The 22,627-nt window shown below is 73.3% G+C and carries 23 protein-coding genes and 1 tRNA gene; 12 read left to right on the forward strand and 12 right to left on the reverse strand.

All coding sequences use genetic code 11. The features are described from left to right. Nucleotides 1-31: 31 nt before the first annotated feature. Complete coding sequence (locus tag ACO4JP_RS05535; RefSeq protein WP_425956384.1) at nucleotides 32-1,075, reverse strand: sensor histidine kinase; 1,044 nt, start codon at nucleotides 1,073-1,075, stop codon at nucleotides 32-34. Nucleotides 1,076-1,084: 9 nt separating this feature from the next. Continuing rightward, nucleotides 1,085-1,798, reverse strand: coding sequence for a response regulator transcription factor (locus ACO4JP_RS05540; protein WP_425956385.1), 714 nt, complete (start codon nucleotides 1,796-1,798; stop codon nucleotides 1,085-1,087). A 128-nt stretch (nucleotides 1,799-1,926) separates the two neighbouring features. On the opposite strand from ACO4JP_RS05540, the gene ACO4JP_RS05545 reads away from it, so the two are divergent. From ACO4JP_RS05545 to ACO4JP_RS05555, 3 genes are all read left to right on the forward strand, one after another. Continuing rightward, on the forward strand, nucleotides 1,927-3,240 hold the full coding sequence (locus ACO4JP_RS05545) for a hemolysin family protein (protein WP_425956386.1): 1,314 nt from the start codon (nucleotides 1,927-1,929) through the stop codon (nucleotides 3,238-3,240). Continuing rightward, on the forward strand, nucleotides 3,237-4,289 hold the full coding sequence (locus ACO4JP_RS05550) for a hemolysin family protein (RefSeq protein WP_425956387.1): 1,053 nt from the start codon (nucleotides 3,237-3,239) through the stop codon (nucleotides 4,287-4,289). The genes ACO4JP_RS05545 and ACO4JP_RS05550 overlap by 4 nt, the downstream gene beginning before the upstream one ends. Nucleotides 4,290-4,473: 184 nt before the next feature. Beyond that, a complete protein-coding gene (locus ACO4JP_RS05555) occupies nucleotides 4,474-5,703 on the forward strand; it encodes a D-alanyl-D-alanine carboxypeptidase family protein (protein ID WP_425956388.1) in 1,230 nt (409 codons plus the stop codon). On the opposite strand, the gene ACO4JP_RS05560 is transcribed toward ACO4JP_RS05555, so the two are convergent. Beyond that, nucleotides 5,700-6,335 carry a hypothetical protein gene (locus tag ACO4JP_RS05560; RefSeq protein ID WP_425956389.1) on the reverse strand — a complete coding sequence of 212 codons (636 nt, stop codon included), beginning with the start codon at nucleotides 6,333-6,335 and terminating at the stop codon, nucleotides 5,700-5,702. The genes ACO4JP_RS05555 and ACO4JP_RS05560 overlap by 4 nt on opposite strands. Then, a complete protein-coding gene (locus ACO4JP_RS05565) occupies nucleotides 6,332-6,904 on the reverse strand; it encodes a TetR/AcrR family transcriptional regulator (RefSeq protein ID WP_425956390.1) in 573 nt (190 codons plus the stop codon). Before ACO4JP_RS05565 ends, ACO4JP_RS05560 begins: the two co-directional genes overlap by 4 nt. Before the next feature lie 91 nt (nucleotides 6,905-6,995). Here ACO4JP_RS05565 and ACO4JP_RS05570 point away from each other — a divergent pair, with 91 nt between their 5' ends. Continuing rightward, nucleotides 6,996-7,709 carry an MBL fold metallo-hydrolase gene (locus ACO4JP_RS05570; RefSeq protein WP_425956391.1) on the forward strand — a complete coding sequence of 238 codons (714 nt, stop codon included), beginning with the start codon at nucleotides 6,996-6,998 and terminating at the stop codon, nucleotides 7,707-7,709. Here ACO4JP_RS05570 and ACO4JP_RS05575 read toward each other — a convergent pair. The 4 genes from ACO4JP_RS05575 to ACO4JP_RS05590 are packed head-to-tail and all read right to left on the reverse strand — an operon-like array spanning nucleotide 7,685 to nucleotide 11,884. Continuing rightward, nucleotides 7,685-8,827 (reverse strand): bifunctional 2-methylcitrate synthase/citrate synthase, encoded by a 1,143-nt coding sequence (locus ACO4JP_RS05575; protein WP_425956392.1) that lies wholly within the window; start codon nucleotides 8,825-8,827, stop codon nucleotides 7,685-7,687. The two genes, ACO4JP_RS05570 and ACO4JP_RS05575, sit on opposite strands and share 25 nt — an antisense overlap. After that, nucleotides 8,824-9,726, reverse strand: coding sequence for a methylisocitrate lyase (gene prpB, locus ACO4JP_RS05580; protein ID WP_425956393.1), 903 nt, complete (start codon nucleotides 9,724-9,726; stop codon nucleotides 8,824-8,826). Before prpB ends, ACO4JP_RS05575 begins: the two co-directional genes overlap by 4 nt. Continuing rightward, nucleotides 9,726-11,243 (reverse strand): MmgE/PrpD family protein, encoded by a 1,518-nt coding sequence (locus ACO4JP_RS05585; protein ID WP_425956394.1) that lies wholly within the window; start codon nucleotides 11,241-11,243, stop codon nucleotides 9,726-9,728. Before ACO4JP_RS05585 ends, prpB begins: the two co-directional genes overlap by 1 nt. After that, nucleotides 11,240-11,884 carry a GntR family transcriptional regulator gene (locus tag ACO4JP_RS05590; RefSeq protein ID WP_425956395.1) on the reverse strand — a complete coding sequence of 215 codons (645 nt, stop codon included), beginning with the start codon at nucleotides 11,882-11,884 and terminating at the stop codon, nucleotides 11,240-11,242. Before ACO4JP_RS05590 ends, ACO4JP_RS05585 begins: the two co-directional genes overlap by 4 nt. Before the next feature lie 361 nt (nucleotides 11,885-12,245). On the opposite strand from ACO4JP_RS05590, the gene ACO4JP_RS05595 reads away from it, so the two are divergent. After that, on the forward strand, nucleotides 12,246-12,599 hold the full coding sequence (locus ACO4JP_RS05595) for a VOC family protein (RefSeq protein WP_425956396.1): 354 nt from the start codon (nucleotides 12,246-12,248) through the stop codon (nucleotides 12,597-12,599). 236 nt (nucleotides 12,600-12,835) lie between these two features. Here the strand turns inward: ACO4JP_RS05595 and ACO4JP_RS05600 are convergent, their stop codons facing one another. The 4 genes from ACO4JP_RS05600 to ACO4JP_RS05615 all read right to left on the reverse strand — a co-directional run bounded on the left by ACO4JP_RS05600 (nucleotide 12,836) and on the right by ACO4JP_RS05615 (nucleotide 14,963). Then, complete coding sequence (locus ACO4JP_RS05600; RefSeq protein ID WP_425956397.1) at nucleotides 12,836-13,240, reverse strand: hypothetical protein; 405 nt, start codon at nucleotides 13,238-13,240, stop codon at nucleotides 12,836-12,838. A 9-nt stretch (nucleotides 13,241-13,249) separates the two neighbouring features. Then, nucleotides 13,250-13,786, reverse strand: a complete 537-nt coding sequence (locus ACO4JP_RS05605; protein ID WP_425956398.1) for a SigE family RNA polymerase sigma factor — start codon at nucleotides 13,784-13,786, stop codon at nucleotides 13,250-13,252. A 127-nt stretch (nucleotides 13,787-13,913) separates the two neighbouring features. Next, entirely contained in the window at nucleotides 13,914-14,453 is a 540-nt protein-coding gene (locus ACO4JP_RS05610) for a hypothetical protein (protein ID WP_425956399.1), read from the reverse strand. A 437-nt stretch (nucleotides 14,454-14,890) separates the two neighbouring features. Further along, nucleotides 14,891-14,963, reverse strand: a tRNA-Arg gene (locus ACO4JP_RS05615). Between the two features lie 148 nt (nucleotides 14,964-15,111). Here ACO4JP_RS05615 and ACO4JP_RS05620 point away from each other — a divergent pair. The 7 genes from ACO4JP_RS05620 to thrB all read left to right on the forward strand — a co-directional run bounded on the left by ACO4JP_RS05620 (nucleotide 15,112) and on the right by thrB (nucleotide 22,597). After that, entirely contained in the window at nucleotides 15,112-15,402 is a 291-nt protein-coding gene (locus tag ACO4JP_RS05620) for a type II toxin-antitoxin system Phd/YefM family antitoxin (RefSeq protein ID WP_425956400.1), read from the forward strand. Next, nucleotides 15,399-15,857, forward strand: coding sequence for a type II toxin-antitoxin system VapC family toxin (locus tag ACO4JP_RS05625; protein ID WP_425956401.1), 459 nt, complete (start codon nucleotides 15,399-15,401; stop codon nucleotides 15,855-15,857). The genes ACO4JP_RS05620 and ACO4JP_RS05625 overlap by 4 nt, the downstream gene beginning before the upstream one ends. Before the next feature lie 43 nt (nucleotides 15,858-15,900). After that, on the forward strand, nucleotides 15,901-17,601 hold the full coding sequence (gene argS, locus ACO4JP_RS05630; RefSeq protein ID WP_425956402.1) for an arginine--tRNA ligase: 1,701 nt from the start codon (nucleotides 15,901-15,903) through the stop codon (nucleotides 17,599-17,601). After that, nucleotides 17,598-18,968 (forward strand): diaminopimelate decarboxylase, encoded by a 1,371-nt coding sequence (gene lysA / locus ACO4JP_RS05635; RefSeq protein ID WP_425956403.1) that lies wholly within the window; start codon nucleotides 17,598-17,600, stop codon nucleotides 18,966-18,968. Before argS ends, lysA begins: the two co-directional genes overlap by 4 nt. Before the next feature lie 226 nt (nucleotides 18,969-19,194). Beyond that, nucleotides 19,195-20,526: a homoserine dehydrogenase gene (locus ACO4JP_RS05640; protein WP_425956404.1), complete on the forward strand. Its 1,332-nt coding sequence runs from the start codon at nucleotides 19,195-19,197 to the stop codon at nucleotides 20,524-20,526. A gap of 11 nt (nucleotides 20,527-20,537) precedes the next feature. Beyond that, entirely contained in the window at nucleotides 20,538-21,608 is a 1,071-nt protein-coding gene (gene thrC, locus ACO4JP_RS05645) for a threonine synthase (RefSeq protein ID WP_425956405.1), read from the forward strand. 26 nt (nucleotides 21,609-21,634) lie between these two features. Next, entirely contained in the window at nucleotides 21,635-22,597 is a 963-nt protein-coding gene (gene thrB, locus ACO4JP_RS05650) for a homoserine kinase (protein WP_425956406.1), read from the forward strand. Nucleotides 22,598-22,627 lie beyond the last annotated feature (30 nt).

Genomic DNA, 22,627 nt, shown 5'->3' on the forward strand with positions numbered 1-22,627 from the left:
ATCTCACGCGACTGCGTCTCACCGGCACGCTCTAGGAGTCGGCCACCGTCGTCGTCACCCCGGGCGCGGGGTGCGCCTTGGCCGGTAGCACCAGCCGCATCGTGGCGCCCTCGCCGGTCGGGGAGTCCTCGACGGTGACGTGCCCGCCGTGCAGGTCCACCGCCCAGCGCACGATCGCGAGCCCGATCCCCGTGCCGCCGCTCGCCGTCGCACCTCCGCGCGCGAACCGCTCGAAGACGCGCTCGCGGTCCTGCGGCGCGATGCCCGGGCCCTCGTCGGACACCTCGATGACGACGTCGCCGCCCTCGGGGTAACCGTCCAGGCGGATCTCCCCGCTCGACGGCGAGTGCCGGATCGCGTTCTGCAGCAGGTTGACGACGATCTGCCGCAGCCGCTCGGCGTCCGCCTCGAGCACCAGGTCGTCCGGCGTGACGTCGACGACGTAGCGCAGGTTCTTCGACGCCTCGACCATGCTGTGCGCCTGGGCGCACTCCTCGAGGAAGTCGCCGACGGCGATCGTCGTGATGGAGAGCGCGGACGCGCCCGCCTCGACGCGCGACAGGTCGAGCAGATAGGTGACGAGGCGCGTGAGCCGCTCGGTCTGCGCGAGCGAGAGCTCGAGCGCGGCCGGCGTCGGCTGGGTGACACCGTCGACCATGTTCTCGAGCTGGGCCTGGAGCGCGGCGACCGGGGTGCGCAGCTCGTGCGAGACGTTCGCGATGAGGTCGCGGCGGGTGCGGTCCACCGAGGCGAGGTCCTCGGCCATCTGGTTGAACGCGGCCGCGAGCGTTCCCACCTCGTCGCGGCTCGTCGCGGTGACCCGCTGGTCGTAGTCGCCGGCCGCCATCGCCTCGACCGCCACCGTCATCTCACGGAGCGGCGACGTCATGCCGCGCGCGAGCACCTGCGTCAGCACCAGGGACAGCACGATGACGAGCGGGAACGTGCGGCTCGGCCCGAGCTGCACGCGCAGGCCCAGCCAGGTCAGCGCCGCCGCGAACGTCACCGCGGCGACGACGAGCACGCCCAGCTTGATCTTGAGCGACCGGAGCGGGTCGAGCGGGCGGAGGGCCATCACAGCGCCTCAGGAGGCGGGCGGCTCGAAGGCGTACCCGACCCCGTGCACCGTGCGGATCAGGTCCGGCCCGAGCTTGCGGCGCAGCGCCTTGATGTGCGAGTCGACCGTGCGTGTTCCGGACGCGTCCGCCCAGTCCCACACCTCGGCGAGCAGGCGCTCGCGCGTCAGCACCGTCTTCGGGGAGGACGCGAGCATGACGAGCAGCTCGAACTCCGTGGGCGTGAGGTGGACCTCGTCGCCCCCGCGGTGCACGCGGCGCTGCGCCTTGTCGATCGTCACGTCGCCCATGACGAGCGGGGGCTCCGCCGGCATCGTCACCGCGGCCTGCTGCGCGCGCTCCACGCGCCGAAGCAGCGCCTTGACGCGTGCGACGAGCTCGCGCATCGAGAACGGCTTGGTCATGTAGTCGTCGGCGCCGACGCCGAGGCCCACGAGCATGTCGGTCTCGTCGTCGCGCGCGGTGAGCATCAGGATCGGGACGGGCTGCTCGGCCTGGATGCGGCGCGTCACCTCGAGGCCGTCGATGCCCGGGAGCATGACGTCCAGGACGACGGCGTCGGGCCGCAGCCGCACGGCGGCGTCGACCGCCGACAAGCCGTCACGGGCGACCTCGACCCGCCAGCCTTCGGCGGTGAGTCGCTGGGCGACGGCAGTGGCGATCGCGGGCTCGTCCTCGACCACCAGGATGGTGGCCGTCTGGGGGGTGACCTCCGGTGTCATGGCATCAGGTTGGCATACAGGGTGGGCACGAGCCTGACACTTGGCCGCCATGGGCCGATACGATCGGTGCCGATGGACGAGCCTCGACATCCCAGCGCCCTTGCCCGTCGCTCCGACCGGAGTGCCCGATGACGGATGAGTGGCTCATGGTCGCCCTCGGCGTCGTGCTCACCGCGGGAACCGCGGTCTTCGTCGCGGGGGAGTTCGCTCTCGTCACGCTCGACCCGGCGATCCTCGGCGAGGAGCAGGGCTGGCGACACCGCTCGGTGCGTACCGGGCTCAAGCACCTGTCGATCGAGCTGAGCTCCGCCCAGGTGGGCGTCACCGTCACCACGATCCTGCTCGGGTACACCGCGCAGCCCGCCCTGCTGGCCCTGTTCTCCGTGGGCCTGGGCGCCACCTCGGTACCACCGCGGCTGGCTGGAGCGCTCGCCGCGATCTTCGGCCTCGTCGTCGTCAACTTCTTCTCGATGCTCGTCGGCGAGCTGATCCCCAAGAACTTCGCGCTGGCCGCCCCGTACCGGACCGCGCTGTGGGTGGTCCCGCTCGTGCGAGGGTTCACGAAGACCGCCAAGCCGCTGATCCTCGCGCTCAACAAGTCTGCCAACGGGCTGCTGCGCCGCGTCGGCGTCGAGCCGCGCGAGGAGCTGTCGGGCGCGCGCTCGGCCCCCGAGCTGCTCTCCCTGGTCAAGCGGTCCGCCGAGGAGGGCACCCTCGAGCAGTCCGTCGCCACCCTGCTCACCAACTCGATCGAGCTCGACGAGCTGTCGGCCCGCGACGTCATGACCGACCGCCTGCGCATGGCCGTCGTCGAGCGTGAGGACACCGCGCTCGAGGTCATCGCGCTGGCCCGCCGCACCGGGCACTCCCGCTTCCCGGTCATCGGCGAGGACCGCGACGACGTCGTCGGGATCGTGCACCTGCGCCGCGCCGTGGGCGTGCCGTTCGAGCGGAGGGCCGAGGTGCCCGCCGCCGCGCTCATGGTCGAGGCGCCGCGCGTCCCCGAGACGGTGCGGCTCGGGCCGCTGCTCGTGGAGCTGCGCTCGTTCGGCCTGCAGATGGCCGTCGTCGTCGACGAGTACGGCGGCACCTCCGGGATCGTGACGCTCGAGGACGTCGTCGAGGAGCTGGTGGGCGACGTCGCCGACGAGCACGACCCGCGGCGCGCCGGGGCCGTCCGGGCCGCGGACGGCTCCTGGGTGGTGCCCGGCGTCATGCGCCCCGACGAGCTCGAGGAGACCACCGGCCTGGTGGTGCCCGAGGGCCCGGCCTACGAGACGCTCGGCGGCCTGGTCATGGCCCGGCTCGGCCGCCTGCCCGCGGTGGGCGACGTCGTCGAGGTGCGCGAGCGCGGCCGTGCGGTGCTGCTGAGCGTCGAGTCGATGACCGGCCGGCGGGCCGAGCGGGTGCGCGTGCGCGGCCTCGAGGGGGACAAGCGATGAGCACCCCGCTCGCGATCGTCATCGGCGTGCTGCTGCTCGCCGGCAACGCGTTCTTCGTCGGCGCCGAGTTCGCCATCATCTCCTCGCGCCGCGCGGCGATCGAGCCCCGCGCCGCGGCTGGCGACCGCCGCGCCCAGACGGTGCTCTGGGCCATCGAGCACGTCTCGCTCATGCTCGCGGCCGCGCAGCTCGGCGTGACCGTGTGCTCCACCGGCCTGGGCATCGTCGCCGAGCCCGCCGTGGCCGCGCTCCTCGAGGGCCCGTTCCACGCCCTCGGCATCCCTGAGTCGCTGGTGCACCCCATCTCGTTCTTCGTGGCGCTCTCGATCGTCGTCTACCTGCACGTGGTGCTGGGCGAGATGGTGCCGAAGAACCTCGCCGTCGCCGGCCCCGAGGCCGCGGTCATGTGGTTCGGCCCGCCGCTGGTGATGATCGCGCGGGCGGTGCGCCCGGTGATCGGGGCGCTGAACTGGCTGGCCAACCACGCCGTGCGGCTCGCGGGCGTCGAGCCCAAGGACGAGGTCGCCTCGGCATTCACGGCCCAGCAGGTCCAGTCGATCGTCGTGCACTCGCAGGCCGAGGGCCGCCTCCTCGACGCGCAGGGCCTGCTCGGCTCCGCGATCGAGTTCTCCGCGCGCACCGCCGGGGACGTCATGGTCCCCGTGGAGCACCTGGTCACGGTGTCCGACGGCGTCACGCCCGACGACGTCGAGCACCTCGTCGCGCGCACGGGCTTCTCGCGCTTCCCGGTCACGGACCCGCAGCGCCCGGGCGCCGTGGTCGGGTACCTGCACCTCAAGGACGTGCTGTACGCGACCGACGGGGACCGCCGGGTGCCCGTGCCGGCGTTCCGGGTGCGGGCTCTGGCAACCGTGCTGCCGCAGGACGAGGTCGAGGACGCGTTGCGGGCGATGCAGCGCACGGGTGCGCACCTCGCTCGCGTCGAAGGGGTCGACGGGGTGATCGGCGTGGTGTTCCTCGAGGACATCCTCGAGGAGCTCGTCGGCGAGGTCCGCGACGCCATGCAGCGGCGGCTCCGGCGGGCCTGAGCCCCGCATCGTGAGGTCGGTCACAGCGGGCGCGACACGCCGGGGGGCACGCGCTTTCCAGACGCCGGCTTCACCCGGGGGCTTGGCGGCAGCGGGTGATGCCGTTATGGTTCCGTGACGAACGGCATGGTGATCGTTTTCCACGGCCGTGACCAGGACAACAGCGGGAGGCAACGTGGAGCCAGTGAGCGCCACGTCAGGGTCCCCCCAGGTCCTGATGACCCGCCGCGAGCGCCGTGAGGCCGAGGAGCGCGAGCGCGAGGCCGCGCTCCGCGCGAGCGGCCGCTCGGGCGACACGGTCGTGGTCGGCGGCATCAGGTTCCACGGTCCGGCTCCGATCAGCCCGGCGCTCGGGAACCTGGTGGTCCCGCCCTCGGGGGTGTCCCAGCCGCCCGTGCTCGGAGACAGCGTCCCGGCCCCTGCGGTGCCCGAGCTGTTCTCGCGGCTCGCCGCGGCACCGGCGCCGGTCTCTCGCCCCGTGCCTGCGCGCGCACCGGTCTCCGCACCGGCATCGGTCTCCGCACCGGCACCGGTCTCCGCACCCGCGGCGGTCTCCACGCCCGCTCCTGTGCTTGTCCCGGCTCCCACGTCGTTGTTCGGTGCCGCGCCGGTGCCCGCGCCGCGGCCGGAGCCGGAGCTGCCCGCCGATCTGCGCTCGCGCGCCGAACGCTCCGGTCGACCCGAGCCGGCCCCGCGCACGCGCAGCGCCTGGCTGCCCCGCGTCGCCGTCCTCGGCGCCCTGGCGGCGGCCACGATCGCGGCCCCGCTGGCCCCGCTCGGCTCGATCGGCGGTGGCGGCGGCAGCTCGCCGTTCGACCTCGACCTCGCCCCGGTCGGTCCCTCGACCCTCGACGTCGTCCGCAACCAGGCCGCCGCCCCGGCGACCGCCCCGGGCATCGCCGCCGCGCCGGTCGTGGTCCGCGCTGCCGCACCGGTCTCGCGGTCGGAGGACCGCGACCCGCTGCCCGGGTGCGCCGCCGACACCGTCGTCACCAGCACGAACGGACACCTGACCGACGCCGAGCTGTGCGACCTGCCGTTCGCGGCGGGGTTCCGCCTGCAGCCGCGGGCAGCCGTGGCGCTGACGGCGCTCAACGAGGCCTTCAAGGCGGAGTTCGGCACCGACATCGGGCTCGTCGACAGCTACCGCTCGCTGAGCCGGCAGTACTCGGTCAAGGAGTCCCGTGGCTACCTGGCCGCGCGGCCCGGCACCTCGATGCACGGCTTCGGCCTGGCGATCGACCTGTCGTCAGCGGTGACCGGGAACTCGGCCGCGTACAAGTGGCTCGTCGAGAACGGCGCCGCGTACGGGTGGGAGAACCCGCCGTGGGCGCGCCGCGGCGGCGCCGGCAACTACGAGCCGTGGCACTTCGAGTTCCGGCCCGGGGTCGAGGAAGTCTCGACCTGGCACTAGACGGTGAGTCGCCCGTTCGGCCCGAAGTCCTGCCGGAACCGCGGCCCCACCTCGGCCAGCTCGCGCGCGAACGGCGCGGCCCAGCCGCTGAACGGGTCGACCGCGAGCGACTCGTTGGAGAACCGGCGGTCGTCCGTGAGCTCGGTGACGCAGAAGTCGGGGATCTGCAGCCCGGTGACCGGCCCGGAGCGCTCGCACTCCGCGATGATCAGCGGGCAGTTCGACCCGCCGAACACGTCGATGACCCAGCCGTCTGCCCCGAGCCACGCCGCGTACCGCGTCTTGAGGATCTGCGCGCCACCGCGCCGCACCAGCTCGACGCCCATGCTCGGGTCGATCTCGCGCTCGGCCTCGTACCGCGTGCCGCCGACGCTGGGACCTTTGACGGTGACGGCCGCGAAGTCGACCTCGCCCTGGTACCGCGCGAGCACCTCCCGCGCGTCTGACGACGCCCCGAGCCGGGCCTCGACCCCCGACGCCTGGCAGCGCACGCGGAGCGCGTACCCGCCGTCGGACAGGAAGTAGCTCTGGACGATCAGGGCGGGGGTGTCGCGGAGCGTCGCCGGCAGCTCGCGCACGAGGAATCGGCGCTCGAACTCGAAGTCCGCGTACCCGGTGGTCTCGTCGGTCATCCCGCCAGCGTAGCGATCGACCGCGCGACGGCCTGGGCGCCGAAGTCGAACGCGTCGCCGGGATCGCCCCCCAGCTGGAACGCGCCCGACAGCTCCATGGTGAGGAAGCCGTACGCCCACGCGGTGACCGTGCGCGCGGCGTCGAGCGCGTGCTCGGGTCCGACCAGCTCGGCGCAGGTGCGCAGGACGGCGTCGCTGGCCGCCTCGAGCGCGTCCCGGGGCGGCGCGGCTGCCGTGGGCAGGGGCGAGACGAGCAGGCCGAAGAGGCGGGGGTGCGCGTGCGCGTGCGCACGCAGCGCGGTGGCGAGCGCGACGAGGCGGCGGGCCGGGTCGGCCGGCTCACTATGGGCGGCGTCGTCGAGCACGCGGGCGAGCTCGCGGGTCTCGCGCTCGACGACCAGCCCGAGCAGGTGCTCGCGGCTCCGGACGCGCTTGTAGAGCGAGGGGGCGCGGACGCCGACCTGCGCCGCGACCGCCTGCATCGTCAGGGCGTCCGGGCCGCCGCCCTCGACGAGGCCGCGGGCGGCGGCGACGACCTCGTCGGTCGTGGTGCGCTCCGGGGTGGGCATCGAGTCTCTCCTTGGGCTATTGACATTAGCCATGATGGCTATCTAGCGTAGCCATCGTCAAACGATACCTGTTTCGAGAGAGGAGCCGGCCATGAAGCTGGCACCGGGCCTGCACCGCGTCGGGAACGACATCGTCGCCGCGTACCTCGTCGAGGGCGAGGGCGGCCTCACGCTCATCGACGCCGGCCTCGCGGGCCAGTTCCGCGACCTGCAGCGCGAGCTGGCGGCCATGGGCCGGACGCTCGCGGACCTGCGCGGCGTCGTCCTGACGCACGGCGACAGCGACCACATCGGGTACGCCGAGCGCCTGCGGCGCGACCACGGCGTCCCGGTCTACGTGCACGAGGCCGACGCCGCCCGAGCCTGCGGCAAGGAGTCCACGCACCCGGCCTGGGGCCACATGCGCCTGGGCGCGGTCGCGCAGTTCTTCTGGTACGCCGCCCGCAAGGGCGGGCTCCGCACCACGTACCTCACCGAGGTGACGCCGGTGCACGACGGCGACGTGCTCGACCTGCCCGGCGTCCCGCAGATCGTCGCGCTGCCCGGCCACTCCGCCGGAAGCGTCGCGGTGGTCGTGCCGAGCGTCGATGCGGTGTTCGTCGGCGACGCGCTGACCACGCGGCACGTGCTCACCGGCGCGCGCGGCCCCCAGCCGGCCCCCTTCACGGACGACCCGGTCGCCGCCCGCGCCTCGCACGCCAAGCTCGCGTCGATCGACGCTACGTGGGTGCTGCCCGGCCACGGCACGCCGTGGCACGGCGGCACGCGCGAGCTCGCGGCTCAGCTCGCGCGCGTCGACGCCTGAACGTGCCGCTCCGGGACGCCGTCGTACGCCGCGAGCGGGCGGATGAGGGCGTTGTGCGCCTGCTGCTCCAGGACGTGCGCCGTCCAGCCCGTCACGCGTGCGGCGACGAAGATCGGCGTGAACGTGGGGGTGTCGAAGCCCATGAGGTGGTAAGCCGGGCCTGACGGGAAGTCGAGGTTGGGGTAGATGCCCTTGCGCTCGACGAACTCCCGCTCGAGCGCCTCGTACAGAGCGAGCAGGTCCGGCCGGTCGAAGTGCTCGACGAGCGTGCCGAGCGCGGCCCGCATGGTCGGCACCCGCGAGTCCCCGTGCTTGTAGACGCGGTGCCCGAAGCCCATGATCTTGCGGTGCTCCGCGAGCGCCGCGTCGAGCCACGGCCCCACGTTCTCGGCGGTGCCGATCTCGTCGAGCGTGTGCATCACCATCTCGTTGGCGCCACCGTGCAGCGGACCCTTCAGCGCGCCGATCGCGCCGACGACGGCGGAGTGCAGGTCGCTGAGCGTGGACGCGATCACGCGCGCGGTGAAGGTCGAGGCGTTGAACGAGTGCTCGGCGTACAGGATCATCGACCGGTTGAACGCGTCGACGACGACGGGGTCGGGCACCTCGCCGCGCGTCATCCACAGGAAGTTCTGGGCGTACGTGAGGCTCTCGTCCGGCGCGATCGGCTCCAGACCGTGCCGGCGGCGCTGCCCGTACGCGACGATCGCCGGCAGTGCCGCGAAGAGCCGCAGGCTGCGGGCCACGTTCTCCTCGCGCGTCGGGCCCGTCTCGTGCAGCACCTCCCCGGCGGACTCGTCGGCACCGATGATGCTCACCGCGGTGCGGACCTCGTCCATCGGGTGCGCGTCGCGGGGGAGCGCGTCGATCGCCGCCCGCACCTCCGGCGCCAGCGGGCGGAACGGGCGGCCGTTGGCGCGCAGCCACGCCAGCTCCTCGTCCGTCGGCAGCTCGCCGTTCCACAGCAGCCACGCCACGGCTTCGAACGGCTGGGTGTCGGCGAGCTCCTGCACCGGGTAGCCGCGGTACAGCAGCGAGTTGGTCTCGGGGTTGACCGCGCTGATCGCGGTGGCGTCGGCGACGACGCCGGCCAGGCCGGGGTGGATCTCCTCGGTCATTGCTCCTCCAGGGTGAAGTCGAAGACGCCGGTGTCGAACGCCGAGTACCCGGCGTAGTCGAGCAGCTCGTACAGCCGCGCACGCGTCTGCATGCCCGGCACCTGCGAGCGCAGCGACCCCTCGGACCGCAGCGAGTCGAGCGCCCGCTCCGCGGCGCCCATGGCGACGCGCAGCAGGGAGACGGGATAGATGACGATCGCGACGCCCGCGTCCACGAGCTCCTGCCGCGTGAACAGGTCCGTCTTGCCGAACTCGGTCATGTTCGCAAGCACGGGGACGGGGAGCGCGTTCGCGAACGCCTCGAGCTCCGCCAGGTCCTGCAGCGCCTCCGGGAAGACGGCGTCGGCCCCGGCGTCGACCAGCGCCCGCGCCCGGTCGAGCGCGGCGTCGAGCCCGAGCACGGCCCGCGCATCAGTGCGGGCCATGATCAGCAGGTCGTCGTCGCGGCGCGCCTCGACGGCCGAACGCACCCGCTGCAGCGCCGTCGCGTCGTCGACGACCTGCTTGCCGTCCAGGTGGCCGCAGCGCTTGGGGTTGACCTGGTCCTCGACGTGCAGGCCCGCGACGCCGGCGTCCTCGAGCGTCTGCACGGTGCGCGCCACGTTCATGGCCTCGCCGAAGCCGGTGTCGGCGTCGACCAGCGTGGGCAGGTCCGTCATGCGGGCGATCTGCCCGGCGCGGGCGGCCACCTCGCTGAGCGTCGTGAGGCCGACGTCGGGCAGCCCCAGGTCGGCGGCGACGACCGCGCCCGAGACGTAGACGCCGTCGAACCCCTTGTCCTCGACGAGCCGGGCCGCGAGCGGGCTGAACGCCCCCGGCAGCTCGAGCAGCTCGCCCGAGCGCAGGCGCTCGCGTAAGGCTCGGCGCTTGGCCGTCGGAGTGAGCGTGGAGTACAGCATCAGAAGATCCCTCGCGACGGTGCGGCGGCCGCGGCCGGGTCCACGAGCGGCCGCACGGTGAGCCCGGCGAGCTCGCCGGACCTGAGGTCCGGCAGGCGCTCGGCGAGCCCGAGGAACCGCTCGACCTCCGCTTCGGCGAGCACGTCCTGGGCGAGCGTGCGGAACTTGCGCACGTAGTCCGCGCGAGCGAACGGCCGCGCACCCAGCGGGTGGGCGTCGGCGACGGCGATCTCGTCGACGACGGTCTCCCCGCTGGTCAGCGTGATCTCGACGCGGCCGCCGAACGCCTTCTCCGTCGGGTCGCTCGAGTGGTAGCGGCGGGTCCATTCCGGGTCCTCCGCCGTCGTCACCTTGCGCCACAGCGCGACCGTGTCCGGGCGGCCCGCCCGCGCCGACGCGTAGCTCGCGACGTGGTGCCACGCGCCGTCCTGCAGCGCGACCGTGAAGATGTACGGGATCGAGTGGTCGAGCGTCTCCCGCGACGCTGCCGGGTCGTACTTCTGCGGGTCGCCGCTGCCCGAGCCGATGACGTGGTGCGTGTGATGGCTGGTGTGCAGCACGACGGCGCTCACCGCGTCGGGGTCGCGCAGCTCGGGGCGCTCGGCGCCAAGCCTGCGCGCGAGGTCGATCCAGGCCTGCGCCTGGTACTCCGCCGAGTGCTCCTTGGTATAGGTGTCGAGGATCGCCCTGCGCGCCTCGCCCTTCTCGGGCAGCGGGACGTCGTACGCGCCGCCGGGTCCGTCGAGCAGCCAGGCGATGACGCCGTCCTCGCCCTCGTAGATCGGCGCCGGGCTGGTCTGCCCGCGCATCGCCCGGTCCACTGCCTCGACCGCCGCCTTGCCCGCGAACGCGGGGGCGTATGCCTTCCACGTCGAGATCTCGCCTTTGCGCGACTGCCGGGTCGCCGTCGTCGTGTGCAGCGCCTGGGCCACGGCCTGGGCGATGACGTCGGCGCCCAGGCCCAGCAGCGTGCCGATCCCCGCCGCGGCGCTCGGCCCGAGGTGGGCGACGTGGTCGATCTTGTGCGCATGCAGGGAGATGGCCCGGACCAGGTCCACCTGGACCTCGTACCCGGTCACGATGCCGCGCACGAGCGCCGCGCCGTCGGCCCCGACGTGCTGCGCGACGGCCAGGACCGGCGGGATGTTGTCGCCCGGGTGCGAGTACTCGGCCGCGAGGAACGTGTCGTGGTAGTCGAGCTCGCGCACCGCCACCCCGTTGGCCCAGGCGGCCCACTCGGGGCTCGTCCGCAGTGCGCTGCCGACGACGGTCGACCCGCGCCCGCCCGTCGACGGCCGGTGCGCCTCCGCCTGCGCGCGCGCTGCGAGCACGGGAGCCCGCCCCAGGCTCGCGACGGCGACCGCGGTGTTGTCGATGAGTCGGTTGACCACCATGTCGGTGACCTCGGGCGCGGGGTCGAGCTGCTCGGCCGCGACCGTGGCGATGGCGTACGCGAGCTGGTCCTCGGGCGGCAGGGCCTCGTCGCTGCGGTGGACGCTGACGTGGTGCGTGATCATGCTGCGGTCCCTCCGGTCCGGACGACGTTCTCGAGGCTGTGGTGCAGGTGCACGTGAGTGGCGTGGGCGGCCAGCTCGGCGTCGCCGGCCGCGATCGCGGCCGCGATCGTGCGGTGCTCGACGGCGGCGGCGGCCAGCCGGGCGGGATCGTCCTGCGCGACGCGGCGGATGCGCTCGAGGTGCGTGCGGACGGACCCGAGGGCGGCGACGAGGTAGTCGTTGGCAGTCGCGGCGTCGATCGCCGCGTCGAGGCGGGCGACGAGGTCGTAGTAGGCGGCCCGCTCCGTCGGCGCGGCCGAGAGCTCGTCGGCGAGCGCCGCGAAGACCGCGGGATCGCCGCGGCGCGCGGCCAGCCGGGCCGCCTGAGTCTCGAGCGCCTGGCGCACCTCGTACAGCGCGTGCACCCGCTCGAGGTCCATCGGCGCGACGGCGAGCCCGCGCCCGCCGACGGTGACGACGAGCCCGTCGGCGAGCAGTCGCGCGAGCGCCTCACGGACGGGGGTGCGGGACATGCCGAGCCGCTCCGCGAGCTCGATCTCACCGAGGGGGGCGCCGGGCGGGAGGCTCCAGCGCACGATCTCGTCCCGCAGGGTGCGGTACGCGCGTTCGCCGACGCGGGGGGCGGCCTCGCTGACGCTCATGTATACAGAAGGTAGCCCTGCGGGTCCCACCCGTCCAGCGTTCGGCTAGTTCTGTATACGCCCGCCGCCCGCGCAAACCGCCGCATTCGCCGCCAACCCTCCCTTTCGGCGTCGTACCTTCTGGCGTTCTGGGCGCGGGAACGCCAGGAGGTACGACGCCGAAAGGGAGGGGGAGGCGACGGAAAGGGCGCGACGGAGCGCGTCGCGACGCCCACTGAGCTGGCGATCCCGTGCGGACGGTGGCGACGAACGGTCGGTCGTGGCCGACGTGATGCGAGGTGTTGCGGGCGCCGCGCCTGCGACCGATGCTGGCCGGGTCGTCGGCGGGGCGCCGGCGGGTCGCCGGCCGAGGAGGGACGTCGTGACGGTCGAGGGAATCGGGGGCGTCTTTTTCCGGAGCCGCGACCCGGGCGCGAGGGCCGCGTGGTACCGCGAGCACCTCGGCATCGACGCGGGGCACGACGCGATCTGGCAGCAGCAGGCGGGCATGACGGTGTTCGCCCCGTTCGACGCCGACAGCGACTACTTCGCGGCGGACCAGCAGTTCATGCTGAACCTGCGCGTGACCGACCTCGACGCGCTGGCGGCGCGGCTCGAGGCGGCGGGCATCGACGTCGAACGGCGCCCCGACTGGGAGACGGAGTACGGCTGCTTCGCTCGCGTCCACGACCCTGAGGGGCTCCCGATCGAGCTGTGGCAACCGCCCGCCGGGTGAGCGCTCTGGGTGTCCGCTGCGCTCGCCGTCGGACGAGCGCGGGCTCCGCGGAGTGCGCGGGCTCCGCGGCGAGCGCCGGCTGGTGGCCTGCTTGAGGCCGCGGCCGCGGAGTTCGAGCGATTGTCGGGCGTACGAGCGCCCGAGCGCTCGAACTCCGCGCGAATGCTCGAACTCGTCGAACCCCCACTGGCGCTCTCGTTGCTCGTCGCCGTGATACGGACGAAGTGGACTACAGGTCAGCGCTCGTGGCGGCGTGCGCGCACCGCCAAGTACGCGCCCGCTCCGAGGGCTCCGACCCCGGCGGCAGCCAGCGCACCCGCCACGGCGGTGGGCACGCCGGCGTAGTCGTCGGCGTCGTCCGTGTCGTGCTCGACGACGGAGAGCGGCGCGACCCGAGCGGTCGGCTCGACGACGGTCTCGTACGCAGCGACGACGGGACCGTCAGTCCACCCCGGGACCTGGGTGAACCCCACGCCGGCGAGGACGAGCACGCCGAGCGAGGCGGTCGCCACCGAGCGCCGACGGTCCCGGCGGCGGCGCGCCGTGGGAACGACACGGGTCGTGTCGACGTCGATGGTCGGCGCTGCCTCCGCGGCGAGGCGGCTCAGGGCCTGGACGAACGCGTCGTCTTCCATGGGCATGGCGTCCTCCTAGCTTTCCTGGCCGTGATGGGGTGACTGTGCGGCGTCGTCGGCCGACTCCAGCACCTCGCGCAGCTGGGCGAGGCCGCGCGACGCGGTCGACTTGACGGTGCCGAGCGACACGCCGAGGTTGTGGGCGACCTCCTGCTCGCTGAGGCCGACGAGGTGCCGCAGCACGACGATCCGTCGCTGCCTCTCGGTGAGGGTGGACAGGGCGCGGACCAGCCGGTCGCGGTCGATCACCGCCCGCTCACCACCCTCGGTCGCGCCGTCCGGCAGTGCCGGCGAGGCGTACGACGGTTCGCGGTTCCGCTTGACCTGGTCGTTGGCCCGACGTCCGACGAGAACCCGGCGTGCGTACGCGTGCGGGTCGCGTCGGCGCACCTTGCGCCAGGCGAGGAACGTGCGGGTCAGCGCCTCCTGAACGAGCTCCTCGGCCAGGTGCTCGTCACCCGTGAGCAGCCACGCGGTGTGCGCGAGCCGGGGCGAGGCGTCGGCCATGAAGGCGGCGAACTCCTCGTCGGGCGTGGCGGCGGCAGAGGACACGATGGTTCCTCAGGCGTCGTCGGTGCGCGGTCGCGTGACCATGCCTCCCATTGTCATCGACGCTCTCGTGCGAGCGCCGGCAGGGCGCGCGCGCCGCGTGGTTCGCGCACCCTGCCGGGGAGCCGCGTCAGGCCTTGTGAGCTCGGGCGCGTCGGCCGAGGGCCACACCGCCGCCGAAGAGGGCGACGCCACTGGCGACGAATGCGACGACTACGCCGCTCGACAAGCCGCCGGTCTCGTCGATGTTGGCGGAGACGGGCGTCATCTCGGCGGAGATCGGCTCGATGTCGGCGGTCGCGATGCCCCGGCGGGCGAGCTCCGCGCGGTCGAGCTCGAGCTCGGCCGGGTCGCGGTCGACGAGGTTGCCGTCCTCGTCGCGGAACTCGACGCCGCCGTCGACCGCCTCGGCCGGGTCGGCGGGGACTGCCTCGACGCCGTCCTCGGTCGCGACGTGGACGTGACCTTCGGAGCTGTCGAGATCGGCGGAGGCCGGGGTGATGCCGAGCTTGGTCAGCGCGTCGGCGTCGTAGCCGACCTGGGCGTCGTCGGTGAGGTGCGCGATGGCGGCGGCCGGCGGCGCCAGGGCGACCGTGGCGGCGACCGGGACGACGGCGAACGCGCCAGCGAGCAGGGCGGATGCGATGCGGGGGAGCGGTGTCTTCGTCATGGCTACGACGCTACGAGGCGTCTCTCGCGGAGGACGAACCCGAGGGTCTGCCGCGGCGCACAGAGTCCCAGAATTTGACTCGTTCTGGACTCAACCATTGAGCAACCCGGTATGACTGCAGGTCAGAGCGGTGGGGGACGGCCTCGGTCCGCGTCCTGATGAGCACGATGCGGGCCGACTCGGAGGCAGATTTCAGGAACGCTCGAGACTGAGGGCTCTCGGCGAATCGGTCGGCCTCGAGCGGAGAGGTTGTGCTCAACGGTGACGATATCTACGTCGAAGCGGACGTCGTCGTCGAGGTGTTCGAGGAAGCCGTACGCCAGGACGTTGCCTTTGGCTTGACGGAATGGGTCGAGCTGGACCTCCAGTAGGTGCGCGGCCGTGCATGCGAAACGGCCCGCAACCTGGATTCTCAGGTGACGGGCCGTTTCGGAAGGTGCGCCTGAAGGGACTCGAACCCCCGACCTTCTGCTCCGGAGGCAGACGCTCTATCCACTGAGCTACAGGCGCGCAGCCGCCCACCGGACGGCCGACCCGAGACTACCAGCACTGTGAGTCTTCGGTGGCAGGTCGGGGACCTGCCCACCGAGGGAAGCGAGAACGGGGTGCGAGGCCGTCGTCACTTGTACACGGGTGTACACGCCTGCAAACTAGGCCCATGAGCGCATTGACGATCAGCGAGGCGCGAGCCTCCCTGCCATCGCTCGTCGATCGTGTCGCGCAGGGCGAGGAGATCACCATCACGCGTCACGGCAAGCCGGTCGCCGTGATGGTGCGTCCGGACGTGCTGCGCGCACGCCGCAGCTCGGCGGTGTTCGAGCGCGCCGACCGCATCGGTCGTCTGCTCGAGGAGGCGCGCCACAGGCCCGTCCGCAAAGGTGGGCTCACCACGGAACGTGCGGAGGAGATCGTCGCTTGGGTTCGTGAAGGCCGGGACGCCTGGTCGTGATCGCGTTCGACACGGACGTGCTCGTGCACGCGGCCGACCTGCACAACCCGCTCGGCCGCCGCGTCGCGGTGTTGTTCGACGTCGACCCTGAGGCGTCCCCGTTCGTGGGGACCGGTTCGGTCCTGCTCCTGCCCGAGGTGCTGACGACGCCGCTACGGACGGGCGATGCCGACGAGCAGCTCACGCTGATCAGCTATCTCGGACGCATCGAGCTTGTGCCTGTTGATGCGGCGACCGCGCAGCTCGGCCTCTCTCTCGCCGTCGACTACGGGTTGCGTGCGGCCGACGCGATCCACCTGGCGACCGCGGTCAACGGGAGCGCCGACCAGTTCCTCACGAACAACCGGAAGGACTTTCCGAAGTCCATCGTCGAGATCGACATCCTCTACCCGGACGATCTCCCCGAGCCGCCCGAGGGCGCAGAGACACCCGACAAACCCACCGAGGGAGCCTGAACAGCCGGACGGGGGTCTCACCGCCCCCACGTAGAATCGGCGCGTGACCCCCGACGAGCTCTCCGGAGCGCTCAGCACTGCCCTCGCCGCGGCCGTCGCCGACGGCACGCTCGCTCTCGACCCCGCCGCGGTCCCCGCGTCGGTCCACGTGGAGCGACCGCGGCAGCGAGAGCACGGGGACTGGGCCACCAACGTGGCCCTCCAGCTCGCCAAGAAGGCCGGGACCACGCCGCGCGCGCTCGCCGAGGACCTCGCCGCCCGCCTCAAGGCGGTCGCCGGGATCAAGCAGGTCGACATCGCCGGCCCCGGCTTCCTCAACATCACGCTCGACGCCGCCGCCGCGGGCGAGCTGGCCCGCACCATCGTCGACGCCGGTGACGCCTACGGCCGCAACGAGACCGAGGCCGGCAAGCACATCAACCTCGAGTTCGTCTCGGCCAACCCCACGGGGCCGATCCATATCGGCGGCGTCCGCTGGGCCGCCGTCGGCGACTCGCTGGCCCGCGTGCTCGAGGCCTCCGGCGCGCAGGTGACGCGGGAGTACTACTTCAACGACCACGGCACGCAGATCGACCGCTTCGCGCGCTCGCTCCTCGCGGCCGGCCGCGGCGACGCCGCGCCCGAGGACGGCTACGGCGGCGCCTACATCCAGGAGATCGCCGATGCGGTCACCGCGCAGGCCACTGCGGCCGGCGAGCAGGCCCCCGCGGAGCGGCCCGACGCCGAGGCCCAGGAGGCCTTCCGCGCTCGCGGCGTCGAGATGATGTTCGGCGAGATCAAGAAGTCGCTCCACGACTTCGGCGTCGACTTCGACGTCTACTTCCACGAGGACTCGCTGCACGAGTCCGGCGAGGTCGAGCGCGCCGTCGAGCGCCTGCGCGCGGCCGGCCACATCTTCGAGGCCGACGGCGCCACCTGGTTGCGCACCACCGAGTTCGGTGACGACAAGGACCGCGTGGTCATCAAGTCCGACGGCGAGGCGGCCTACATCGCGGGCGACATCGCCTACTACCTCGACAAGCGCGAGCGCGGCGCGGACGAGGTCATCATCATGCTGGGCGCCGACCACCACGGGTACATCGGACGCATGATGGCGGTCTGCGCGGCCTTCGGCGACGAGCCGGGCAAGAACCTCCAGATCCTCATCGGCCAGCTCGTCAACCTGGTCAAGGAGGGCCAGCCCGTCCGCATGTCCAAGCGCGCCGGCACGGTCATCACCATCGACGACCTGGTCGACGCCGTCGGCGTGGACGCCGCCCGGTACTCGCTCGCGCGCTTCGCCGCCGACTCGACGATCGACCTGGACCTCGACCTGCTGACCAGCCAGAAGAACGAGAACCCGGTCTACTACGTGCAGTACGCGCACTCGCGCACCGCCGCCGTCGACCGCAACGCCGCCGACCGCGGCGTCTCGCGGGCGGACGGGTTCGACCCGTCGCTGCTCGACCACGGCACCGAGTCCGTGCTCGTCGGGCGGCTCGCGGAGTTCCCGCGCATCGTGGGCGAGGCCGCCGCGCTGCGCGAGCCGCACCGCGTCGCGCGCTACCTCGAGGCGCTCGCGAGCGACTACCACTCCTGGTACCAGGCCAAGGACGACGACGGCGCCCAGCGCCGCGTGCTGCCCTACCCGGACGAGCCCGTCACGGACACCCACCGCACGCGCCTCTGGCTCAACGACGCCGTCCGCCAGGTGCTCGCCAACGGCCTGCACCTGCTCGGCGTGTCCGCGCCGGAGCGGATGTGAGCGCCCCGCTCGGTGCGCCCTGGCCGGCCTCGGCAGGGCGCGACGGCGGCGCGCTGGTGCTGGGCGGGGTGAGCGCACCGGCGCTCGCGGCGGAGCACGGCACGCCTGCGTACGTGCTCGACGAGTCCGACTTCCGGGCCCGCGCCCGCGCCTACCGGGCGGCGTTCGCGGACGCCTTCGAGGCGATCGGCACCGGCGTCGACGTGTACTACGCGGGTAAGGCGCTGCTCACCGTGGCCGTCGCGCGCTGGGCGCGCGAGGAGGGCCTGCGGGTCGATACGGCGTCGGGCGGCGAGCTCGCCGTCGCGCTGCGCGCGGGAGTCCCCGGCGCGGAGCTCGGCCTGCACGGCAACAACAAGTCCGACGGCGAGATCGACGCCGCCCTCGTGGCCGGCGTCGGCCGGATCATCGTCGACTCGCTCGCCGAGGTGGACCGCGTCGCCGCCCTCGCGGCAGCGCGCGGCGTCGCCGCGCCCGTGATGGTGCGCGTGACCACGGGCGTGCACGCGGGCGGGCACGAGTTCATCTCGACGGCGCACGAGGACCAGAAGTTCGGCCTCTCGGTCAACGCCGGGCCCGACGGCGGCGACGCCCCGGCGATGCAGGCGCTGTTGCGCGTGCAGGAGCGCCCGAGCCTGCGCCTGCTGGGCATCCACTCGCACATCGGCTCGCAGATCCTGGACGGCGCCGGCTTCGTCGAGGCCGCGCGCGCGGTGCTGCGGCTGCGCGCGGACCTCGCCGCGCGGACGGGCGTGCTGGTCGAGGAGGTCGACCTCGGCGGCGGGTACGGCATCGCCTACCTGCCGGGCGAGGAGACGGTCGACCCGTTCACGATCGCCCGCGACATCGCGCACGCCGTCGCGACTGCCTCCGCGGAGCTCGGCACCGCGCTGCCGCGCATCTCGATCGAGCCCGGCCGCGCGATCGTCGGCCCGTCCGGTGTGACGCTCTACACGGTCGGCACGGTCAAGCCCGTGCTCGTCACGGGCGACGACGGTGCGACGTTCACGCGCCTGTACGTCTCGGTCGACGGCGGCATGAGCGACAACATCCGCCCCGCGCTTTACGGCGCCCGCTACCACGCGGAGCTGGCGAACCGCACGAGCACGGCGGCGCCTGCGCTCGCTCGCGTGGTCGGCAAGCACTGCGAGAGCGGCGACATCGTGCTGCAGGAGATCCGGCTGCCCGGCGACATCGCGGCGGGGGACCTGCTCGCCGTCGCGGCGACGGGGGCGTACGGCCGGTCGATGGCGTCGAACTACAACCTGCTGCCGCGCCCGCCGGTAGTTGCGGTCGCGGACGGCGCCTCGTGCGTCATCGTGCGCCGCGAGACGGTCGACGACCTGCTGGCGCTCGACCAAGGCTGACCCCGCGCGCCACGCGCCGCGCGCAGAGCACCGATCCGTTCGGCGCTCCCGTTTCCGGTCGCTCGATGTGCCGACCGACCGGAAACCGGACCGTCGAACGGAAGCGCGGGCGCCGGAGCGACGACCAGCGCCAGCCTGGGCTGACCGCGTGCCGGACTGCGGGCGTCCCGGCAGCCGGGACGCCCTATTCTGGGCGCGACATCCCCCCGATGACCGGAGGTGCCCCGTGCCCGAGAAGTCGAGCCCCAGCCCGCTGCGCGTCGCGCTGCTCGGATGCGGTGTGGTGGGCACGGAAGTGGCCCGCGGCATCCTCCAGAACCCGATCGACCTCGCCGCGCGCGTGGGTGCGCCCGTCGAGCTGGCCGGCATCGCCGTCCGCTCGGTGGATGCGGTGCGCGTCACGGATGACGGGTTCGTGATCCCGAGCGAGCTGCTGACCACCGACGCCGAGGCGCTCGTCGACCGCGCCGACGTCGTCGTCGAGGTCATGGGCGGAATCGAGCCCGCGCGCACGCTCATCGGCCGCGCGCTCGAGGCCGGCGCGGCCGTCGTCACCGCGAACAAGGCCCTGCTCGCCGAGCGCGGCCCCGAGCTGTTCGAGGCGGCCGACCAGGCCGGCGTCGACCTGCTCTTCGAGGCCGCGGTGGCGGGTGCGATCCCGATCGTGCGGCCGATCCGCGAGTCGCTCGCGGGCGACCACGTGCGCCGGGTCCTCGGCATCGTCAACGGCACGACCAACTTCGTGCTCGACAAGATGACCACCGAGGGCGTCGAGCTGGACCAGGCGGTCAAGGAGGCCCAGGCGCTCGGCTACGCCGAAGCCGACCCGACCGCGGACGTCGACGGGTTCGACGCCGCCGCCAAGGCCGCGATCCTGGCGAGCCTCGCGTTCCACACCCGCGTGGCGCTCAAGGACGTCGCACGCGAGGGCATCCGCGGCGTCACCGCCGCCGACGTCGCCTGGGCGAAGCGCACCGGCCACGTCATCAAGCTGCTCGCGGTCGCGGAGGTCATCGGCCCCGTCGACGACGGCGACATCTCCGTGCGCGTCCACCCGGCGCTCGTGCCGGACGACCACCCGCTGGCCGCCGTGCGCGGGGCGTTCAACGCCGTGTTCGTCGAGGCCGACGGCGCGGGCCCGCTCATGTTCTACGGCCAGGGTGCCGGCGGCCGCCCGACGGCGTCGGCGGTGCTCGGCGACGTCGTCTCCGCGGCGCGTCGGCGCCTGACCGGGGGCAAGGGGGTGCGCGAGTCGAAGGGCCAGGCCTTCCCGGTGCTGCCGGCCGAGGCCGCGATCACGCGCTTCCAGGTGCGCCTGGCGATCGCCGACCGCCCGGGCGTGCTCGCGCAGGTCGCGGGCGTGCTCGCCGAGCACGGCGTCTCGATCGACACGGTGCGCCAGACGTCGTCGCACACCGAGGACCAGTCCGGCATCGCGAACCTGGTCATCACCACGCACGCGGCGCGCGAGGCCTCGCTGCGTGCGACGGTCGACGCCGTCGCGCGCCTCGAGCCGGTGCGCCAGATCATCTCCGTCCTGCGAGTCGAGGGAAGCTGAGGAGCCCACCAGTGGCCAAGCAATGGAACGGCGTCATCGCCGAGTACGCCGACCGCCTGCCCGCCCACGTGCAGCAGACGATCGTGACGCTGGGGGAGGGCGGCACGCCGCTCGTCCCGGCGCCGGCGCTCTCGGCCCGCACGGGCGCCGAGGTCTGGGTCAAGGTCGAGGGCATGAACCCGACCGGCTCCTTCAAGGACCGTGGCATGACGACGGCGATCTCCGCCGCCGCGGGCCGCGGCGCCAAGGCCGTGGTCTGCGCCTCGACGGGCAACACCTCGGCGTCGGCCGCCGCCTACGCCACGCGCGCGGGGATGACCTGCGCGGTGCTGGTGCCGGACGGCAAGATCGCGATGGGCAAGCTGTCCCAGGCGATCGCGCACGGCGCGATGCTGCTGCAGGTCGACGGCAACTTCGACGACTGCCTCGTGGCCGCCCGCAAGCTCGCCGAGGCGTACCCGGTCGAGCTGGTCAACTCGGTCAACCCCGACCGCATCGAGGGCCAGAAGACCGGTGCGTTCGAGATCGTCGACGCTCTCGGCGACGCCCCCGACATCCACGCGCTGCCCGTGGGCAACGCCGGCAACATCACGGCGTACCGCAAGGGCTTCCTCGAGTACGCCGCCGACGGCACCGCCTCGAAGGCCCCGATGATGTGGGGCTTCCAGGCCGCCGGCGCCGCGCCGATCGTCAAGGGCCACCCGATCGACGAGCCCGAGACCATCGCCACCGCGATCCGCATCGGCAACCCCGCCTCGTGGGAGCAGGCCGTGGCCGCGCGCGACGAGTCCGGCGGCGTGATCGAAGCGGTCACGGACGAGCAGATCCTCGCCGCCCACCGCATCCTGTCGAGCGAGGTCGGCGTGTTCGTCGAGCCGGCGTCGGCGGCGGGCGTCGCGGGCGTGCTGGCTCGCGCCGAGGCAGGTCTGGTCCCCGCGGGTGCGCGCATCGTCATCACCGTGACCGGCCACGGTCTCAAGGACCCGGGCTGGGCGCTGCGCACCCCCGACGGCAGCGAGGTGCAGCCGCTGCGCGTGACGGCCGACGTCGTCTCCATCGCGCAGGCTCTCGGCCTCGAGTGACCCGCCCGGACTGAGAGGAGCCCGCCGTGCAGCTCGGAGCCGACCACGTCGTCGTGCGGGTGCCCGCCACCAGCGCCAACCTGGGGCCGGGCTTCGACGCGCTCGGACTGGCCCTGGCCCTCTACGACGAGCTCGAGGTGCGCCTCGTGGCGAGCGACGACGTCGTCGTCGACGTCTTCGGCGAGGGCGCTGGGCAGGTGCCCACCGACGCGGAGCACCTCGTGGTGCGGGCCCTGCGGCACACGCTCGAGCTCGCCGGCGCGCCTCTCACCGGGCTGCGGATGACCTGCTCGAACGCGATCCCGCACGGGCGCGGCCTCGGGTCGTCCGCCGCAGCCGTCGTCGCCGGCGTGGTGGCCGCGCGGGCACTGCTCGCCGAGCCGCGCGCGCTCGACTCGCGGGCGGTGCTCGCGATCGCGACCGAGTTCGAGGGTCACCCGGACAACGCAGCCCCCGCGATCACCGGGGGCGCCACCGTCGCGTGGCAGGACGGTGACGGGCCGCGCGCCGTGGGGCTCGAGGTCGACCCGTCGATCGTCGCGACCGTGCTGGTGCCCGACTCCCGGCTGGCCACCTCGCGCGCCCGGGCCGTGCTGCCCGCAACCGTCCCGCATGCCGACGCCGCGTTCAACGCGGGTCGGTCCGCGCTGCTGGTCGAGGCGCTCGCGCGCCGGCCCGAGCTGCTGCTCGAGGCCACCGAGGACAAGCTGCACCAGGCCTACCGCGCCGGTGTCATGACGGCGTCGTCGGAGCTGCTGCGCGCGCTGCGCGCGGAAGGTTTCGCCGCGACGATCTCGGGCGCCGGCCCCACGGTCCTGGTGCTGACGCCCGAGGCCGATGTGCCCGCCCTCGACGCCACTCTCGCGGGACTCGTCGACGGCGTCGCGGGCTGGCGGGCGCTGCGGCCTGGCATCGACACGCACGGCGCGCGGGCGCGTCGTATGCTCGCCGCACCGGACGCAGCCACGTCCGGTGGTAACATGCAATGAGCCTTCAGGCATCGGCCGAACCCACCAGGC

Source organism: Xylanimonas sp. McL0601 (assembly GCF_049852175.1).
Lineage (GTDB): Bacteria > Actinomycetota > Actinomycetes > Actinomycetales > Cellulomonadaceae > Xylanimonas.

What these genes read in the sequence shown, in the direction of transcription:
- ACO4JP_RS05550 (WP_425956387.1), top strand. Translation starts at nt 3,237, where the DNA reads ATGAGCACCCCGCTCGCGATCGTCATCGGCGTGCTGCTGCTCGCCGGC.
- ACO4JP_RS05610 (WP_425956399.1), bottom strand. Translation starts at nt 14,453, where the DNA reads ATGACGAAGACACCGCTCCCCCGCATCGCATCCGCCCTGCTCGCTGGC.
- ACO4JP_RS05575 (WP_425956392.1), bottom strand. Translation starts at nt 8,827, where the DNA reads ATGACCGAGGAGATCCACCCCGGCCTGGCCGGCGTCGTCGCCGACGCC.
- ACO4JP_RS05540 (WP_425956385.1), bottom strand. Translation starts at nt 1,798, where the DNA reads ATGACACCGGAGGTCACCCCCCAGACGGCCACCATCCTGGTGGTCGAG.
- ACO4JP_RS05585 (WP_425956394.1), bottom strand. Translation starts at nt 11,243, where the DNA reads ATGATCACGCACCACGTCAGCGTCCACCGCAGCGACGAGGCCCTGCCG.
- ACO4JP_RS05600 (WP_425956397.1), bottom strand. Translation starts at nt 13,240, where the DNA reads ATGCCCATGGAAGACGACGCGTTCGTCCAGGCCCTGAGCCGCCTCGCC.
- prpB (WP_425956393.1), bottom strand. Translation starts at nt 9,726, where the DNA reads ATGCTGTACTCCACGCTCACTCCGACGGCCAAGCGCCGAGCCTTACGC.
- ACO4JP_RS05545 (WP_425956386.1), top strand. Translation starts at nt 1,927, where the DNA reads ATGACGGATGAGTGGCTCATGGTCGCCCTCGGCGTCGTGCTCACCGCG.
- ACO4JP_RS05590 (WP_425956395.1), bottom strand. Translation starts at nt 11,884, where the DNA reads ATGAGCGTCAGCGAGGCCGCCCCCCGCGTCGGCGAACGCGCGTACCGC.
- ACO4JP_RS05535 (WP_425956384.1), bottom strand. Translation starts at nt 1,075, where the DNA reads ATGGCCCTCCGCCCGCTCGACCCGCTCCGGTCGCTCAAGATCAAGCTG.
- ACO4JP_RS05565 (WP_425956390.1), bottom strand. Translation starts at nt 6,904, where the DNA reads ATGCCCACCCCGGAGCGCACCACGACCGACGAGGTCGTCGCCGCCGCC.
- ACO4JP_RS05570 (WP_425956391.1), top strand. Translation starts at nt 6,996, where the DNA reads ATGAAGCTGGCACCGGGCCTGCACCGCGTCGGGAACGACATCGTCGCC.
- ACO4JP_RS05560 (WP_425956389.1), bottom strand. Translation starts at nt 6,335, where the DNA reads ATGACCGACGAGACCACCGGGTACGCGGACTTCGAGTTCGAGCGCCGA.
- ACO4JP_RS05620 (WP_425956400.1), top strand. Translation starts at nt 15,112, where the DNA reads ATGAGCGCATTGACGATCAGCGAGGCGCGAGCCTCCCTGCCATCGCTC.